The sequence below is a fragment of the Kribbella catacumbae DSM 19601 genome (assembly GCF_000372465.1).
GTDB lineage: Bacteria > Actinomycetota > Actinomycetes > Propionibacteriales > Kribbellaceae > Kribbella > Kribbella catacumbae.
On sequence record NZ_AQUZ01000047.1, the window covers coordinates 53,348 to 68,489 of the forward strand.

General features: G+C 67.2%; 16 protein-coding genes and 1 pseudogene. 10 read left to right on the plus strand and 7 right to left on the minus strand.

From position 1 onward, the window contains the following. The first annotated feature begins 69 nt into the window (after window positions 1-69). Window positions 70-179: pseudogene (locus tag A3ES_RS54505) on the plus strand. Between the two features lie 7 nt (window positions 180-186). Here the strand turns inward: A3ES_RS54505 and A3ES_RS0134490 are convergent. Then, window positions 187-636, minus strand: coding sequence for an ester cyclase (locus A3ES_RS0134490; RefSeq protein ID WP_020391412.1), 450 nt, complete (start codon window positions 634-636; stop codon window positions 187-189). A 140-nt stretch (window positions 637-776) separates the two neighbouring features. On the opposite strand from A3ES_RS0134490, the gene A3ES_RS0134495 reads away from it, so the two are divergent. From A3ES_RS0134495 to A3ES_RS0134505, 3 genes are all read left to right on the plus strand, one after another. Next, entirely contained in the window at window positions 777-1,106 is a 330-nt protein-coding gene (locus A3ES_RS0134495; RefSeq protein ID WP_020391413.1) for a hypothetical protein, read from the plus strand. Next, complete coding sequence (locus A3ES_RS0134500) at window positions 1,099-1,515, plus strand: hypothetical protein (RefSeq protein WP_020391414.1); 417 nt, start codon at window positions 1,099-1,101, stop codon at window positions 1,513-1,515. The genes A3ES_RS0134495 and A3ES_RS0134500 overlap by 8 nt, the downstream gene beginning before the upstream one ends. 181 nt (window positions 1,516-1,696) lie before the next feature. Next, a complete protein-coding gene (locus tag A3ES_RS0134505) occupies window positions 1,697-1,993 on the plus strand; it encodes a putative quinol monooxygenase (protein WP_020391415.1) in 297 nt (98 codons plus the stop codon). Here A3ES_RS0134505 and A3ES_RS49450 read toward each other — a convergent pair. Further along, window positions 1,990-2,226 (minus strand): hypothetical protein, encoded by a 237-nt coding sequence (locus A3ES_RS49450; protein WP_020391416.1) that lies wholly within the window; start codon window positions 2,224-2,226, stop codon window positions 1,990-1,992. The genes A3ES_RS0134505 and A3ES_RS49450 overlap by 4 nt on opposite strands. Window positions 2,227-2,317: 91 nt before the next feature. Between A3ES_RS49450 and A3ES_RS49455 the strand changes: the two genes are divergently transcribed. Next, window positions 2,318-3,067 carry a DUF4118 domain-containing protein gene (locus A3ES_RS49455; protein ID WP_020391417.1) on the plus strand — a complete coding sequence of 250 codons (750 nt, stop codon included), beginning with the start codon at window positions 2,318-2,320 and terminating at the stop codon, window positions 3,065-3,067. 247 nt (window positions 3,068-3,314) lie between these two features. Then, window positions 3,315-4,154, plus strand: coding sequence for a Bax inhibitor-1/YccA family protein (locus tag A3ES_RS0134520; RefSeq protein WP_026163476.1), 840 nt, complete (start codon window positions 3,315-3,317; stop codon window positions 4,152-4,154). A gap of 150 nt (window positions 4,155-4,304) precedes the next feature. On the opposite strand, the gene A3ES_RS0134525 is transcribed toward A3ES_RS0134520, so the two are convergent. Together A3ES_RS0134525 and A3ES_RS0134530 are read right to left on the minus strand one after the other, a co-directional pair. Further along, the gene (locus A3ES_RS0134525; RefSeq protein ID WP_157630899.1) at window positions 4,305-4,535 is read right to left on the minus strand and encodes a DUF4287 domain-containing protein; all 231 of its coding nucleotides are present in this window, start codon (window positions 4,533-4,535) and stop codon (window positions 4,305-4,307) included. A 104-nt stretch (window positions 4,536-4,639) separates the two neighbouring features. Further along, a complete protein-coding gene (locus A3ES_RS0134530; RefSeq protein WP_020391420.1) occupies window positions 4,640-5,668 on the minus strand; it encodes an SGNH/GDSL hydrolase family protein in 1,029 nt (342 codons plus the stop codon). A gap of 77 nt (window positions 5,669-5,745) precedes the next feature. Between A3ES_RS0134530 and A3ES_RS0134535 the strand changes: the two genes are divergently transcribed. Further along, on the plus strand, window positions 5,746-7,119 hold the full coding sequence (locus A3ES_RS0134535; RefSeq protein ID WP_020391421.1) for a cystathionine beta-synthase: 1,374 nt from the start codon (window positions 5,746-5,748) through the stop codon (window positions 7,117-7,119). 228 nt (window positions 7,120-7,347) lie between these two features. Here the strand turns inward: A3ES_RS0134535 and A3ES_RS0134545 are convergent, their stop codons facing one another. Both A3ES_RS0134545 and A3ES_RS0134550 read right to left on the minus strand, forming a co-directional pair. Next, window positions 7,348-8,829: a flavin-containing monooxygenase gene (locus A3ES_RS0134545; protein ID WP_020391423.1), complete on the minus strand. Its 1,482-nt coding sequence runs from the start codon at window positions 8,827-8,829 to the stop codon at window positions 7,348-7,350. A 33-nt stretch (window positions 8,830-8,862) separates the two neighbouring features. Next, complete coding sequence (locus A3ES_RS0134550; RefSeq protein ID WP_020391424.1) at window positions 8,863-10,104, minus strand: lactate racemase domain-containing protein; 1,242 nt, start codon at window positions 10,102-10,104, stop codon at window positions 8,863-8,865. 182 nt (window positions 10,105-10,286) lie between these two features. Here A3ES_RS0134550 and A3ES_RS0134555 point away from each other — a divergent pair, with 182 nt between their 5' ends. Continuing rightward, window positions 10,287-11,675 carry an FAD-binding oxidoreductase gene (locus tag A3ES_RS0134555; RefSeq protein ID WP_020391425.1) on the plus strand — a complete coding sequence of 463 codons (1,389 nt, stop codon included), beginning with the start codon at window positions 10,287-10,289 and terminating at the stop codon, window positions 11,673-11,675. A gap of 14 nt (window positions 11,676-11,689) precedes the next feature. Here the strand turns inward: A3ES_RS0134555 and A3ES_RS0134560 are convergent, their stop codons facing one another. Beyond that, a complete protein-coding gene (locus A3ES_RS0134560; RefSeq protein WP_020391426.1) occupies window positions 11,690-12,694 on the minus strand; it encodes a glycoside hydrolase family protein in 1,005 nt (334 codons plus the stop codon). 95 nt (window positions 12,695-12,789) lie between these two features. Here A3ES_RS0134560 and A3ES_RS0134565 point away from each other — a divergent pair, with 95 nt between their 5' ends. After that, complete coding sequence (locus A3ES_RS0134565; protein ID WP_020391427.1) at window positions 12,790-13,905, plus strand: LacI family DNA-binding transcriptional regulator; 1,116 nt, start codon at window positions 12,790-12,792, stop codon at window positions 13,903-13,905. A gap of 138 nt (window positions 13,906-14,043) precedes the next feature. Next, window positions 14,044-15,142, plus strand: a 1,099-nt coding sequence (locus tag A3ES_RS0134570; protein ID WP_020391428.1) for a DUF222 domain-containing protein, incomplete at its 3' end; no start/stop codon positions are given.

The window sequence follows — 15,142 nt, forward strand, 5'->3', positions numbered from 1 at the left end:
GACGGCCGGCACACGGATTTCCGTCCCGATCCGTCGTGGGAACCGGCCGACCTGCCCCCGTACTGGGACGCCGAGGTGGTTGCAGCTCCGGTGGACGACTGCGGACGGTGCGGGATGGGGTCAGGTCGAGCTTGAATCGCGCAGCCGAAAGGCATGCGGGTTCGAATCCCGTCCCGGCAGCTTGGTTCAGTCGGGCGGTGGGCTGGAGGGGGCTGGGATCACGCCCAGTTGGGTCAGCCAGCTGAGTTGGTCGACGATGTTCCAGTGCTCGACGATCCGGCCGTCACGTACGCGCATGATGTCGACGTACTGGAAGGTCACGGGTTTGCCCGTGGCTGGTACGCCGGCGAAGTCGCCGGTGTTGGTGCCCGACATCGTCTTCCTGGTCACCACCTGGTCGCCCTCGGCAATTATCTCCTCGATGGTGAAGGTCGCGTCGGGGTAGGCCTGGGCGAATGCCTGGAGGAACAGCTTGCCGCCGTCCCGGTCCGGCGGGACGCCCGGAGGGCTGCTGAGGTTGACGAAATCAGGGTCGTTGAGCTCGTCGTAGGCATCGAAGTCCTTGCCGTTCTGGACTTCCTCGACGAACCGCCTGATCACCGCCTTGTTTCGCTCGGTCTCGGTGCGAGTTTCCATGGTTTGGCACCCCCTCGGAGCCGCGGCGCCGGCCGCCGGCGCCGTACAGCATCTGCCGTCATTGTGCGACTTCCAGCCCGGTAAAGCATCCCTTCGCGACCATCCGCGATCCCAGCCCTCTGGACTGTCAAACTGAGGCCATGGACGAACAGCGCCCTGAGCAACCGACTGCCGACACGCAGGCAGGCAGGGCTGGGATTGTGCGTGAGCTGTTCGACATCAACTCCATGTACAACCCGCGTACGCCGGCGTGGCCTCGGTGGCTTGGTCGGCTGGTTCTGTTCGGGGTTGGTAGCGGAATTGGTGGGATTCTCTGGCGGGTCGTCGACGACTCTGCGGGGGATCGTTCGTTCGGGGAGCGGATGCTCACCAACGTCTACATTTGGGCCACTCTGATCGCCACCGGCCTCTACGCGTTGCACGACTGGCGAATGCGTCGCCAGAACGCCGAGACCGCCGGGGATGACTGAGTTTCTCGGGATCACGGACGATCCCCGGCATGATGTCGCGAGTGCTGGGACCGGGCTCTACGAGTTCTGGACCGCGGACGGCGTACCGGTGTATCTGCATGACACCACGTTGATCAGCCTGGAGTGGCAGCCCGTACGGCGGCGGCTCGGGTTGCGGTTTGTGTACGACGATCCGCAGTGGACTCCGCCCGAGGTGGCCCGGACGCCGGTCGTGCTGATGGACTTCGAGGGGGTGGTGCTTCTCGAGTGGAGTCAGGACAACGAGGGGCACGAGGATGCTCCGGACGAGGTCGCTGGGCAGGTCGCGGACTTCTCGTACGACGGGCGCGACGGCTTCGAGCTCGTCACTGCCCAGTCGGTCGTCGGTTTCACCGCCAGCAGACTGACCGTTGCGCTCAAGTCTGCGTAGGCCCCGGATCGCCATCACATGCCAAGTCGCTCGGTTGCCCTGGCCTCACGCTTGGGAACACCTCTGAGGGCACCCGCTGGGATGGTTGGTGTGTGATGGCGGTCCGGGTGCCCGGCTGAGCGATGTCCGGCTGGGCGTTGCCTGTACGTCGTACTGGTGTCGGCCCTGGAAGGAGCGGAACATGGCAGCGGTGATCGTTGCGGGCAAGGTGTATGTCGATCCGGCACAGCGGGATCGGTTTGTTGAGGCGCATCGGGTGATCGTGGAGCGGGCACGGGAGTATCCGGGCTGCCTGGACGTCTCGATCGCGGCTGATTCCGTCGAGCCAGGGCGGGTGAATCTCTTTGAGTACTGGGATTCGCACGCGACCCTCAACGCCTGGCGGGCGATCGCGCCGGCGCCGTCGGAGCGGATCGAGATGCTGGACGGCCAGGTGCTCAAGCACGAGGTGTCCAACACCAGAGGGCCTTTCGACTAGCCGTCGAGCGCCAGGCCGGGACGTTCGTCGTCCCAGGCAGCGGCGGAGATGCGCCAGCCGTCGGTACTGCGAATGAACTGCATCGTCTTCATCCCACGACCCGTGAAGGCGGTCCCGTCCTGGACGCCTTCCTTGGCATAGCTGCCGAACCAGTGCGCGATGTCTCCGAAGACGTGGAACCGACCGGACAGCCGCCACTCGTGAAAGTCGACCAGCGTCCCGCCCTCGAGCAACGCCTGCCGCGGAGCCTGCTTGCCGGCCCGACTTTGTCAGAGTCTGGTGAGAAGCGTTGAATGTTTGGCTGCGGCGCGCATCAATGGGGGTGTGGAGAGTTACCGGAATCCGGTGCTGACGGCCGCGGTGGTCGGGCCCTTGATCGTTTGTGCGGCCTTGGTGCCGTTCAGGCACAGTTTCGACAATGCGAACGCCGCCTTGGTGCTGGTTCTGGTGATTGTGGCGGTGGCCTCCTTCGGGATTCGGCCGGCTGGTGTGCTCGCGGCGGTGTCGAGCGCGGTCTGGTTCGACTTCTTCCTGACCGTGCCTTTCAACCGGCTCACGATCGAGAACCAGGACGACATCGAGGCCACCATCCTGCTGGTGGTGATCGGCGCCGCGGTCACCGAGATCGCGATCTGGGGCCGGCGGCAACAAGCTCGGGTGAGCCGGCAAAGTGGCTACCTGGCCGGCGTGATGACCACCTCGCAGGCGATCGCGACGGGTGGTTCGACCGCCGCGGTGATCGACCAGGTCTGCACCGAGCTGACCGCCGTACTGCGTATCGACGGCTGCAGGTTCCTTGCCGGTGGCAAGCACGACCGTGCTCCACAGCTGAACCGCGACGGCTCCGTCACCCGCCAGGACCGGCTGATCAAAGTGGAACGCGACGGTCTGCCGACCGACGCCGAGATCGAGCTGGTCGTGCAACACGCTGGCGTGGCACGCGGCCGTTTCCTGCTCACGGCGGCGAGCCGGATCGCGCGCCCCGATCTCGAGCAGCGCCTGGTCGCCGTCGCCCTCGCCGACCAGGCCGGCTCGGCCCTCGCCTCCCAGGAGACCACGCTGCGTAACCCCTGAACTGGCCTGCGGGAAGAACCACATCCTGGGTGGCCACCGGTCCCGGCGTCGTACTTGCCCATACAGGTACGACGCCGTGCCGCGTCCGGCCCAGCCGCGGGGTAGGCGGTTGGGTTTCGCAACCTGTTGGGAAAGAGGGATATCGCTTGGGGAACAGGTGGGTGATCCTCAGGCGTTGTTAAGGGTGGGCCCGTAGTATCGCGATACGACCCACAGCGGGTCGACAGTGGGTCATCAGGAGGATGACATGCAGAGCAGTAACCCGGTCCTGAACCGGTCGAGTGCATTTGCGCCTGGCCAAGGCCAGGCCTATCCCGGGGCCGCTCCGTACGGTCAGCCGGGTCCTTACGGTCAGCCCGGCCAGTACGGCGGACCCGGTATGCCGCCCCAGCAGTACCAGGGAGCGCCCGCCGACAGCCGTCCCATGACGTTGGACGACGTCATCGTCAAGACCAGCATCACGCTGGGTGTCGTGGTCGCGGCCGCGGCCGTCGCCTGGACCATGGTCCCGGACCGTCTCGTGACGCCGGTGTTCCTGGCCGGCATGTTGCTTGCGTTCGCGCTCTCGATGGTGCTGTCGTTCTCGCGCAAGATCAATCCGGCGCTGTTGATGGTGTTCGCCGCCGCCGAGGGTGTGTTCCTAGGCATCGGCAGCAAGTTCATCGCCTCGTACGTCGATGACGCAGGCATCGTCGTCCAGGCGATCCTGGCCACCATGGTGACGGCGGGTCTGACGCTGGCGTCGTACAAGTACTTCGCGATCAAGGTGACGCCGAAGTTCACCAAGATGGTCATCATCGGCACGATGAGTTTCGCCGGCGTGATCCTGATCAACTTCATCGCCAGCATGTTCGGCTACAACTCCGGTATCGGCGGTTTCGGCGCGATGGGCCTGCTGTTCGCAGCGCTCGGTGCGGGACTGGCCGTGTTCAACCTGATCCTCGACTTCGACATGGTCGAGCAGGGTGTCCGCGCCGGAGCCCCGCAGAACGAGGCCTGGCGGGCCGCGTTCGGCCTGACCGTCACCTTGGTCTGGCTGTACTGGAACCTGCTGCGGATCCTCGCGATCCTTCGCGGTGGCGACTGACCAGCGGCTAGCTGACTAGAAAAGGCCCGGCTCCTTCAGGTGGAGAAGCCGGGCCTTTGCCGTTCCGGAACCAAGCTGAGAGCAACGAAGACCTGCCCCTCCACCTGAAAGGGCAGGTCTCCGGCTAAATTCAGTCTCCTGTTCGGCTCGTCAGCCCATTCGCCTGTGCGCTTTCAGCAGGTCCCATTCATGGACGATGGCTGTGGCGTGCCCGTGTGCGAGGGCGTACTCGCTGGAAAGCCATCTCACCCTGTCGTCGAAGCGCAGGAACGACGGTCCGTCGTTCATCAACTTGAACCACTCGGCCATCTCACGTCCAGTGCACCTGGGCACCTTCTCCACCAGACGTTGGTGCGTCTCCTCGGAGTGGTTCAAGCCCATCTTCGCCTCCCGTGTCATCGGGGTATCGCGTAGTTATCGACTGTGCACCAGGAAAACGCCGCAAGCAAGACCCTCTTGATGAAAGTCAACGCTCAGCGGACGCACTATTTGCCAACAGGCACCGCGTCGGCCTCGCCGGCGGCTGGTTCTTCGATGCGCTCGACCTCGGGCTTGGGGTGCCGGCGGCGGTGCCGCAACTGGACCCAGCGACCCCGCGGACCACGCTCGTGACCGGCCACCTTGGCGGCCGCGACCTCCGTACCGGCTGTGCGTGCGGCCTGTACTGCGGCCTCCGCGATCGGCAGCACAGCCTCACCCCGAAAGGTCTCCGGGTGGACGAACGAGTCGGGCCCGATCCCCATCGAGGCCGCCACCGAAGGCAGCAACGCGGCCGCGGCTGCGGCGTACCCGGTGACGGAGGGGTGAAAGTTGTCCTCGCCCCACATCGACGGGTTGGTGCGGAAGGCCTCGCTCAGCAGCGAGCCCATCGAGACCGTACGGCCGCCCGCCTCGACCACGCTGATCGTCTGGGCGGCCGCCAGTCGCTGGCTCCAGGACCGGGCCACCTGGCGCAACGGCGGCATGATCGGCCGGACGACGCCGAGGTCCGGGCAGGTGCCGACGACGACCTCGCAGTTCGCGGCGCGGAGCCGGCGGACGGCACCGTCGAGCAGCCGGACGGAAGTCGACGGCGGCACCTGGGACTTCACGTCGTTGACGCCGATCAGGATCGCGGCCACGTGCGGGCCGGCCAGCAGCGCGTTGTCGACCTGGCCGGCCAGGTCGATGGACTTGGCGCCGGTTCGGGAGACGTCGACGAGCCGGACCGGACGCTTCGCCAGCTCGGCCAGACCACACGCCAGCAGGACGCCGGGGGTCTCGTCGGGCGCGGAGGTGCCGTATCCGGCGGCGCTGGAGTCACCGATCATCGCCAGCGTGATCGGATGGCCTGGGTAGCGGCCGTACAGGCCGTCGCCCTTGGCCGGGTGAGCCTTCATCGGACCGATGACGCGCCTGGCGTACCGCGCTTCCGCGGTCAGCACGCCGTAGAGCGTCGCTCCGATCAGTCCGAGTCCCCCGCCACCGAAGGCTGCGGCCTGGGCCAGTTTCTTGGCGGCCCGGGCTTTTGTCATAGCCCAAGGATTACACGCTGTGAACCCCACGCAAGCGAAATTCGGCAACGACTCGCCTGTCCCATACAGTGAGATACGTGCGCTACGTGAACTCACTCCTGGACCTGGTCGGCAACACGCCGCTCGTGCGGCTTTCGAAGACCACCGACGGCGCCAAGCCGCTGGTGCTCGCGAAGGTCGAGTACTTCAACCCGGGCGGCTCCGTGAAGGACCGGATCGCGGTCCGGATGATCGAGGCCGCCGAGGCCTCCGGCGAGCTGAAGCCGGGTGGCACGATCGTCGAGCCGACCTCCGGCAACACCGGTGTCGGGCTGGCGATGGTTGCCCAGGCCAAGGGCTACAAGTGCGTCTTCGTCTGCCCCGACAAGGTCAGCGAGGACAAGCGCAACGTGCTCAAGGCGTACGGCGCCGAGGTGGTGGTCTGCCCGACCGCGGTCGCGCCGGAGCACCCGAACTCGTACTACAACGTCTCCGACCGGCTGGTCCGTGAGATCGAGGGCGCCTGGAAGCCGAACCAGTACGCCAACGTGAACAACCCGATCTCGCACTACGAGTCGACCGGCCCCGAGCTCTGGGAGCAGACCGAGGGCAAGATCACCCACTTCGTCGCGGGCGTCGGCACCGGCGGCACGATCAGCGGCACCGGCAAGTACCTCAAGGAGGTCTCCGGCGGCAAGGTACAGATCATCGGGGCCGACCCGGAGGGATCCGTGTACTCCGGCGGCACCGGCCGGCCGTACCTGGTCGAGGGGGTCGGTGAGGACTTCTGGCCGGAGACCTACGACCGCGACATCTGCGACCGGATCATCGAGGTCTCCGACGCCGACTCGTTCGCGGTCACGCGACGGCTGGCGCGCGAGGAGGCGATGCTCGTCGGCGGGTCCGCCGGGATGGCGGCCGCGGCGGCGATCCGGCTGGCGCACGAGCTCGACGACCCGGACGCGGTGATCGTCGTACTCCTGCCGGACGGTGGACGCGGGTACCTGACCAAGGTGTTCAACGACGAGTGGCTGGCGCAGTACGGGTTCCTGGCGCACGAGCGGCAGGGGGCGACGCTGGGCGAGGTGCTCGCGCGCAAGGACGGCAGCCTGCCGCCGCTGGTTCACACACACCCGCACGAGACGATCGCCGAGGCGGTCGAGATCCTGCGCGAGTACGGCGTATCGCAGATGCCGGTCGTCCGCGCGGAGCCGCCGGTGATGGCGGCCGAGGTGGCTGGTTCGGTGTCGGAGCGGACGCTGATGGACGCCCTGTACTCCGGCAAGGCGCGGCTCGCGGACATCGTCGAGCTGCACATGGACCCGGCGTTGCCGTCACTCGGCGCGGGCGAGTCGGTCACGAAGGCGGTCGAACTGCTGGAAGATCGCGACGCCCTGATGGTGCTGGACGACGGAAAGCCGGTGGGCGTACTGACCCGGCAGGACCTGCTCGGTCACTTGTCCGTCGGCTGAAAATGCCCTAGCGGTCCACGACTGTCGGGATGATGGCGATCAGGGCGGTGATCACGACACCGCCGACGATGACGACTGTGCTGAGGATCTGGAGGAGGCTCATGTTCCAAGGATCCGCCGCCGGCGAGGCGAAAACGTCGGCCTAAGGACCTGTCTTCGTCTCCACCCATAGTCGTACGCCGACCCTGAGCGACTCCTACTCCAGTACTCCGGGCAAACCCCGGCCGCTCAGTGGATGACGACGAAATCGGTGGGGTCGAGGCGTCGGGTGCGACGCCAGTAGGAGACGGTGAGGTCGGGCCAGATGGTCGAGTTGCGGCCCTGCGCGTCGAGGTACCAGCTGTTGCAGCCGGACTGCCAGACGGTGTCGTCCAAGTCGTCCTGGACCGCGGTGACGAACCGCTCCTGCGCTTCCTCCCGTACTTCGACCGCCGAAGCATCGCGGCGCCGCAGCAGCTCGAGCGCCTGCATCACGTAGCGCACCTGCGCCTCGATCATGAACACCATCGACGAATGGCCGAGGGCGGTGTTCGGGCCGACCAGCAGGAACAGGTTCGGGTAGCCCGCCACCGCGATGCCCAGATGCGCGCCGATCCCGTTCTGCTTCCAGGAGTCAGCCAGATCGACGCCGTCGCGGCCGAGGATGCTGATCCGGGTCAGGTTGCCGGACACCTCGAATCCGGTACCGAGCACGATCGTGTCGCACTCGCGCTCGACCCCGTCGTCGGTGACCACGCCGGTCGGGGTGACCCGGCCGATCCCGGTGGTGATCAGGTCGACGTTGTCGCGGGCCAGCGCCGGGTAGTAGTCGTTCGAAATGAGGATCCGCTTGCAGCCGATCTGGTAGTCGGGCGTCAGCTTGGCCCGCAGTACGGGGTCGGTGACCTGTTTGCGGAGATGGCGCCTGGCCTGGAGTTCGAGCCCCTTCATCAGCTTCGGGCTGGCCGCGAACCCGAGCCCGCGCGCCTCCAGGCCCCAGAAGATGACATCGCGGATCGCGCGCTGCCCGGCCGGGAACCGCGAGTGCAGCGCGCGCTCACGCGGCCCGATCGCGCGGTCCGGCTTGGGCGTGATCCACGGCGCGGTCCGCTGGTAGACATCCACCTGCGCGGCCTGCTCGGCCACCGGAGGCACGAACTGGATCGCCGAAGCACCCGTCCCGATGACGGCGACTCGCCGCCCGGTCAGGTCGTGCTCGTGATCCCATTGCGACGAGTGGAACGCAGTACCGCTGAAGGAGTCGAGCCCCGGGAGGTCCGGGAACTTGGGCTGGTGGAGATTGCCCACCCCGGCCACCAGCGCTTGCGTCTCCAGTGTCTCGGTGCCGTTGAGCGTGACCGTCCACTGCCCGGTGCTCTCGTCGAAAGCGGCTTCGGTGACATCGGCGCCGTACCGGATCTTGTCGGCGATCCCGTACTTCGTGGCGCAGTGCTCGAGGTAGGCGAGGATCTCGTCCCACGGCGCGAACATCCGGGTCCAGCGCGGGTTCTGCTCGAAGGAGAAGGAGTACAGGTACGACGGGATGTCGCACGCGCAGCCCGGGTAGGTGTTGTCCCGCCAGGTACCGCCGAGCCGATCCGCCTTCTCCAGGATGACGAAGTTCTCGCAACCGGCCTGGCGGAGCTTGATAGCCATGCAGAGGCCGGCGAACCCGGACCCGACGATCGCGACCTCGACCCCGCCCTTTTTCGATACCGCCGTAGCAGCCATAGCAGCGAAGGTTACCCGCCAGTCACGTCTGTGTCAGCGGAGTCTGTGCAGGATCTCGCCGGCGTTCGGGATGACGAGCGTGTCCGGATCACGCTCGTACTGCGCCAGGTCGAACTCCGCCGGATCGAGATACCCCAGATTGGCGCCGCGGACGACCTCCTCCGGGATGCCCGTCGCCAGCGTGACGTCGACCCGGCATCGCTCGCCGTCGACCGGATCCCAGGTGCCGGCACCGCGAAGATGGGTCGAGTGGGCGAGCACTCCCCAGTGCATCGACCGGAACTCGTCCCACTGGCCGAGGAAGTAGTCGCGGCAGTGGTAGCCGATCTGCTCGATCTCGGGGTGCGTCGCGGCCAGCCGGGTCACGTGGGGCGCGTAGAGGATGACTTCGCCGCCATCGGCCACGATCGGCTCGACCTTGTAGAAGCCCTTGGCGGCGGTCCAGATGTCCTGGTACCGCGAGGGCATCAGCGAGACGACCCGGCGTACCGGCTGGTCGAGATAGCGGACGTGGGTTTGCGCGGAGACCTGGGCGGCTGCCTGCCAGGAGGATGCGGTGTCGCCGAAAGCCACTGCGTGCAAGGCGTTTGAGCCGGATTGGGCGACGACGCTGAGGGCGAGTTTGTCGGCCGGGATGAGAGCGGCCGCTTCGTTGATCAGGGCGCGCACGGGGGTGATGCCCGGCGTACCGATGATGCCGGCGCTGGTGATCAGCGCGCCAAGCCAGTGGGAGAGGTCGATGACCTCCTGGCCCGCGACGCCAGGGAAGAAGTACTTGTTGCCACCGGAGAAGCCGACCACTTCGTGGGGGAAGACCGGGCCGACGACCAGGGCGACATCGTGCTCGACAACCGCGCGGTTGAGGCGGACCGGGACTTCCTCGGTGAGGAGTCCGCCGGAGATCTCGCTGACCTTGGCGGCGCTGATCGTGCCGAGGGTAGTGAAGGTCTCTTCCTTCCACCATTCGTGGTTGATGACGTCGTAGTCACCGCCGAGGTGGCTGGTCAGCTCGGCGGCCGACATCTCGGCATGGGTGCCGAGGGCAACAAGCACGGTGAGGCGGGAGACCCTGCCGGTCAAAGCGCCGCGGACCGCGCTCAGCAGGAGCGGCAGCGGGCAGCTCCGGGTGGCGTCCGGGACGATCACACAGACGCTGCGCCCGTCGAGGCCCGCGCCGGCCAGCTGCTCGTGGATGAAGGCGCTGACCTCCTCTTCGGCCAGGACCTGCCCGGGTCCACCCAGTACTGCGGCGGGCTGCGCTTCGGTGACGGTCATGCCCCAACTCTATCGGCAAGCGGTTGCCGAAGGCTTCTGTCCCACTGTGACCGGGTGGAAGCCCTTGGTAGCAAGGGATCGCGTGATCGGCCGGTAATCGGCGAGACGTTGACCAGTGCAACAAGCCGGGCGCAGCATCAGGACTGTCTACTGGGGGAGCAGCGAAGCAAGGGGGAGTACCCATGTCCGACACGATCGCGCGACCGGCCGGTTCTCATCGGGGGCGTCCGGATGGGTTCGGGGGGCAGGTGTTGCGGCCCGGCGACTCGTCGTACGACGAAGCCCGGTCGGTGTTCAACTCGATGATCGACAAGCGGCCGGGACTCATCGCCCAGTGCGAGTCGGCGGCCGATGTCGCGGCGGCGGTCCGGTACGGCGTCTCGGAGGGGTTGGAGATCGCGGTCCGCGGCGGGGGCCACAGCGTTGCTGGTGCAAGCGTGACGGAGGGCGGCCTCGTCGTCGACCTGCGCAAGATGCGATCCGTTCAGGTTGATCCCGAGGCAAAGCTCGCGCGAGTCGCCGGCGGAGCCACTTGGGCGGACCTCGACGGAGCCTGCCAGCCGTACTCGCTGGCGACGACCGGCGGCCGGGTGTCGACCACCGGGGTAGCGGGGCTGACGCTTGGCGGCGGGTCGGGCTGGCTGGAACGCAAGTTCGGGTTGGCTTGCGACAGCCTGGTATCGGTTGAGCTGATCACTGCTGACGGGCAGCTGGTGATCGCCGACGAGACCAAGAACACCGACCTGTTCTGGGCGCTGCACGGTGGTGGCGGCAACTTCGGGGTGGCGACGTCGCTGACGTTCAAGCTGCGGCCGTTGGCGTCGATGACCTTGGCGCTACTGCTCTGGCCGGCCGACGCCGGTCCCGAGGTCACCCGCCGGTTCCGCGACCTGTTCGACGCGGGTGCGCCTGAGGAGCTCGGGGGCGGCGTGATCTACATGACCGGTCCGCCGGAGGAATTCGTGCCACTGCAGCTGCAGGGTGAGCGGCTGGTCGCCGCGGGCGCCATGTACGCGGGGACCGAGGAGGAGACGCGGGCCGCGTTCGCGCCGATGTTCGATCTCGGGCCGGAAGGTGTGATGGTCGCGGAGATGCCGTATGCCGCGATCCAGTCGGCGCTGGACGATCCGCCGGGGTTCCGGAACTACTGGTCGGCGGAGCATCTGAGCGAGTTCCCCGACGAGGCCATCAAGGCGTTCCACGACCGCAGTGCCGACATGCCGTATCCGTCTCCGTCGCAGCAGGCGCTGCTTCCATGGGGTGGCGCGGTGGCCCGCGACGCGGACAAGTGGCCGCTGCCGCACCGCGACGCCGCCTGGGTGATCCACCCGTTCGGGCTGTGGGAAGACGTGGCCGAGGACGAGAGCGGGATCGCCTGGGCGCGGAACCTGTGCAAGGACCTGAAGCCGTGGTCGACGGGTGCGGTCTACCTGAACTTCATCGGCAACGAAGGCCAGGACCGGGTCATCGCCGGTTATGGCCAGGAAAACTACGACCGGCTTGCCCGGGTCAAGGCTGAATTTGACCCAGGCAACGTCTTCCATCTCAACCAGAACATCAAGCCTGCTTAGGTTCTGTCTGGGTTTCAGACAGCTCGGGCGATGGCGATGGAGCCGTCGAGGCGGGTACCGGCCTCGTAGATCATGTACTCCACGCCACCGTCCGAGCCGAACGCGGGCGCCGCGCAGCGACCGTTGTCCGGTGCCCCCGGCAACGGCCGGTGGAAGACGCCCAGGTGGTTGCGCAGGTCGAAGTTCTTGCCCACCTCGGTGATCCGCATCGAACCGCCGGCCTCGATGTTCGTGTGATAGATGACGTACGTCGAGCCGTTGCGCTCGGCAACCGTCGGTGCGCCGATGTCTCGCGCGCCGACGTCCTGCGGGGAGATCAGCGGGGTCTGCGAGAAGGTCCAGTTACGGCCCTCCGGCGACCAGCCCCAGCCGATCGAGCGGCGGTTCGCGGTCGTGTTGACCATGAAGACCATCACGTACCGGGCGCCGCGCGAGGGCAGATCGTGCCGGAACACTCGCGCGTACGACGCTTCCGTCGTACCGGCCGGGAGCATCGAGGTGGAGAGCACGACCTTGTCGTAGCTGAAGTGGATGCCATCGGTCGAGCGGGCCAGCCGGGTGGTGGTGTTCTCGCCGTGGAAGTACATCCACAGTTCGTTGACGTCGTCGTTCCACAGCGCGTGCGGCGAGGAGACGTGCGAGACGCTGTAGTGCGGCGACCACGTGCGCGCGATGATCGGGTTGTTCGGGTACTCCGTGTACGGGCCGCCTAGCGAGTTGGAGTAGGCCAGGCACAGGCCGCCCGGCGCGTCGTGCGGGGCGTAGTACAGGTAGAAGCGGCCGAGCGCGTTGCTGATCCGGCCGACGGTGCCGCGGACGCTGGGGAAGATCAGTTCGCCGGTCGGGTTGTAGCGCAGGTTCGCCTTGTTGAAGGCGACGCGAACGTACTTGTAGTCCGGGAATCCGCCGGGCGCGGCGTTCGCAGTACCGGTGAGCTGTACTCCGGTCGCTAGGCCGACTCCGGTGGCGGCGGTGCCGCGGAGTAGGGTCCGGCGGCTGACGGGCGGTAGGTTCGTCATCCTGGTTCCTCACACTTCGGGGGCGGTGCTGCTGAGTGTGTGATCCGGTGGTTGGGACAGTCAATAAGCTAATCCGTATTAGCTAAGGTGAAGATATGGCCAGGGCGCCGCGTCAGGCGGATATCGCCGCCGCTGCTGGGGTTTCGCAGACGACGGTCTCGTTGATCCTGTCTGGGAACACGGACGGCATGCGGTTGTCCGAGTCGACACGGCAGCGCGTGCTGAAGGCGGCCGAGAAGCTCGGCTACGTGCCGGACCCGGTCGCCACCCGGCTCGCGTCGGCACGCAACCACATGATCGGGGTCTACACCTTCGCTTCGGCGTTCCCGACCGACGTCGACGGGTTCTACTACCCGATCCTGGTCGGCATCGAGGAGGAGGCGGCCGCGCTCGGCCAGGACTTGGTGCTCTTCACCGGCACCGGCGGCCTTGAGGCGGGGCTCGACGACAAGACCGCGATCCGGCGTACTGCGGACGGCAAGGCGGCGATTCGGCGTACCGCGGATGACAAGGCGGCGATCCGGCGTACGGCGGACGACAAGGCCGCGATCCGGCGTACCCGGATCGCCGATGGGTGCCTGTTTTTCGGGCGGCATGTGCCGGAGGAGCCGATTGACTGGCTGCTCGGCAGCGGGTTCCCACTCGTCTACATCGGCCGGCGCGATGAGCTGGATGGACGGATCCCCTTTGTGGGGGTGGATTATGTGGCAGCCTCGGCGGCAGTCGTCGACCGGCTGGTATCGGCTGGGCATCGCGAGATCCGGTACCTGCGGTCCGTGGACGATGCGCTGTCGTCGTCCGATCGCGAGCGCGGTGTGCTCGCTGCAGCCAAGTCGGCTCGGTTGTCTGAGCGGCTCGTCGTACGGGCCGCTGACTCGGAGGTCGGCGGGTTGGTCGAGCGTTGGCGGGAGGAGGGCGTGACAGCCGTTGTCGTGGAGGAGACCGACACGGGGACGCTGTCGGCCGCGCTGCTGGAGGCGGTGAAGGGGGTGCGGGTGCCGGGGGAGTTGTCGGTCGCGGTGCTTGGGCAGCCGAAGGATCATCCGGAGGTGAGCGGCTTCGAGGTACCTCGGCGAGAACTCGGCCGGCGAGCGGTGCGCGTCCTTGTCGACCAGATCACCTCGTCGGGTGCGAGGCGTCCGGAGCAGGTCCTCCTCGACTGCACCCCGATCACCGGCTCCACGATCGGACCGGTTGCGCCCTCTGCCTGACGAGATCGCGCAGATCGGCTATCTCTCGGTATATCCGGTTTCTGCGGCTTCCGAGTGTGATCCTTTCCCCTTGTGGATAAGGGATATCGGCCCGTTCTCGATTTCGTGGGAGCCTTGGCCTGCGCTAGAATCGAAGACATGTTCGATGATGGCTGGGATCACTTCGACGCCGCCGCGACACTGGACGCGGCCGTCGAGTTCGACGTGGAGGAAAACCGGGCAGCGCTCGGCAAACTCCAGGCAGCGCTGCACTTCGCCGACCTCCACGCCATCCTGCCGCCCGCCTTCCAGAAGACCTCCGGACAGCGCGGTGGCGAGCGTCTCGTCGTGTACGGCGGCGACGGCTGCCCGCCGATCGCCGAGTTCGCCCCAGCCGAGTTCGGCGCCCTGCTGAAAATATCCAGCGGCGCCGCCGCCGCCTACATCGGCGAAGCACTCGCGCTGCGCCACCGGCTGCCCCGGATCTGGGCCAAAACCAGCAACGGTCAAGCCATCGTCTGGCGCGCCCGCGCCGTCGCCCGCGCCTGCCTCAAACTATCCGCCGAAGCAGCAGCACTCGTCGACGAACGCGTCGTCGCCCTGATCGACACCATCTCCGCCTACCGGCTACACAAAATCGTCGAAGCAGTCATCAAGGAAGCCGACCCCGAAGCCGCCCGACAAGCCGCCGAAGAACGCGCCCGCGAACACGGCGTCTGGGTCCAGCCCTCCGACGACCACGGCACCAAAACCATCTGGGTCAAAGCCCCCGCCGGCGCCGTCATCCGCTTCGACGCCACCATCAACGACCTCGCCTGGGCCCTCCACATGCTCGGCGACCCCGACCCACTCCCAACCCGCCGCGCCAAAGCCATCGGCTGGATCGCCGACCCCGCCGCCTACGAACTCCTCGCCGCAGCCCGCTACCTCGCCACCCACCCCACCACACCCACCTCCCCAACCACACAACCCGCAGAACCCGCAGAAGCCCGCGACACCCCACCCACAACACCCACCACCGAACCACCCCACAACCCCACCACCGCCGAACAGGACCCGCCGCAAGCGTCCACCACCGAGCCACCCCGCGGCTTCACCGCCGCCGGGCAGGACCCGCCCCAAGCGTCCGCCACCGAGCCGCCCCGCGCCTCCGTGGATGCCGAGCAGGACCTGGCTGGAGCGCTCGCCGCGGAGCCGCCCTACGACTACCTGGAAGCCGAGCCCGACCTGGACCACGAGGCGGATCAAGACGCGCCGC

Excerpts from the sequence above, each read along its gene's own strand:
- A3ES_RS0134505 (WP_020391415.1), top strand. The coding sequence starts at position 1,697 with ATGGCAGCGGTGATCGTTGCGGGCAAGGTGTATGTCGATCCGGCACAG.
- A3ES_RS0134560 (WP_020391426.1), bottom strand. The coding sequence starts at position 12,694 with ATGACGAACCTACCGCCCGTCAGCCGCCGGACCCTACTCCGCGGCACC.
- A3ES_RS0134550 (WP_020391424.1), bottom strand. The coding sequence starts at position 10,104 with ATGACCGTCACCGAAGCGCAGCCCGCCGCAGTACTGGGTGGACCCGGG.
- A3ES_RS0134565 (WP_020391427.1), top strand. The coding sequence starts at position 12,790 with ATGGCCAGGGCGCCGCGTCAGGCGGATATCGCCGCCGCTGCTGGGGTT.
- A3ES_RS0134520 (WP_026163476.1), top strand. The coding sequence starts at position 3,315 with ATGCAGAGCAGTAACCCGGTCCTGAACCGGTCGAGTGCATTTGCGCCT.
- A3ES_RS0134555 (WP_020391425.1), top strand. The coding sequence starts at position 10,287 with ATGTCCGACACGATCGCGCGACCGGCCGGTTCTCATCGGGGGCGTCCG.
- A3ES_RS0134525 (WP_157630899.1), bottom strand. The coding sequence starts at position 4,535 with ATGGGCTTGAACCACTCCGAGGAGACGCACCAACGTCTGGTGGAGAAG.
- A3ES_RS0134490 (WP_020391412.1), bottom strand. The coding sequence starts at position 636 with ATGGAAACTCGCACCGAGACCGAGCGAAACAAGGCGGTGATCAGGCGG.
- A3ES_RS0134530 (WP_020391420.1), bottom strand. The coding sequence starts at position 5,668 with ATGACAAAAGCCCGGGCCGCCAAGAAACTGGCCCAGGCCGCAGCCTTC.
- A3ES_RS0134545 (WP_020391423.1), bottom strand. The coding sequence starts at position 8,829 with ATGGCTGCTACGGCGGTATCGAAAAAGGGCGGGGTCGAGGTCGCGATC.
- A3ES_RS0134495 (WP_020391413.1), top strand. The coding sequence starts at position 777 with ATGGACGAACAGCGCCCTGAGCAACCGACTGCCGACACGCAGGCAGGC.
- A3ES_RS0134500 (WP_020391414.1), top strand. The coding sequence starts at position 1,099 with ATGACTGAGTTTCTCGGGATCACGGACGATCCCCGGCATGATGTCGCG.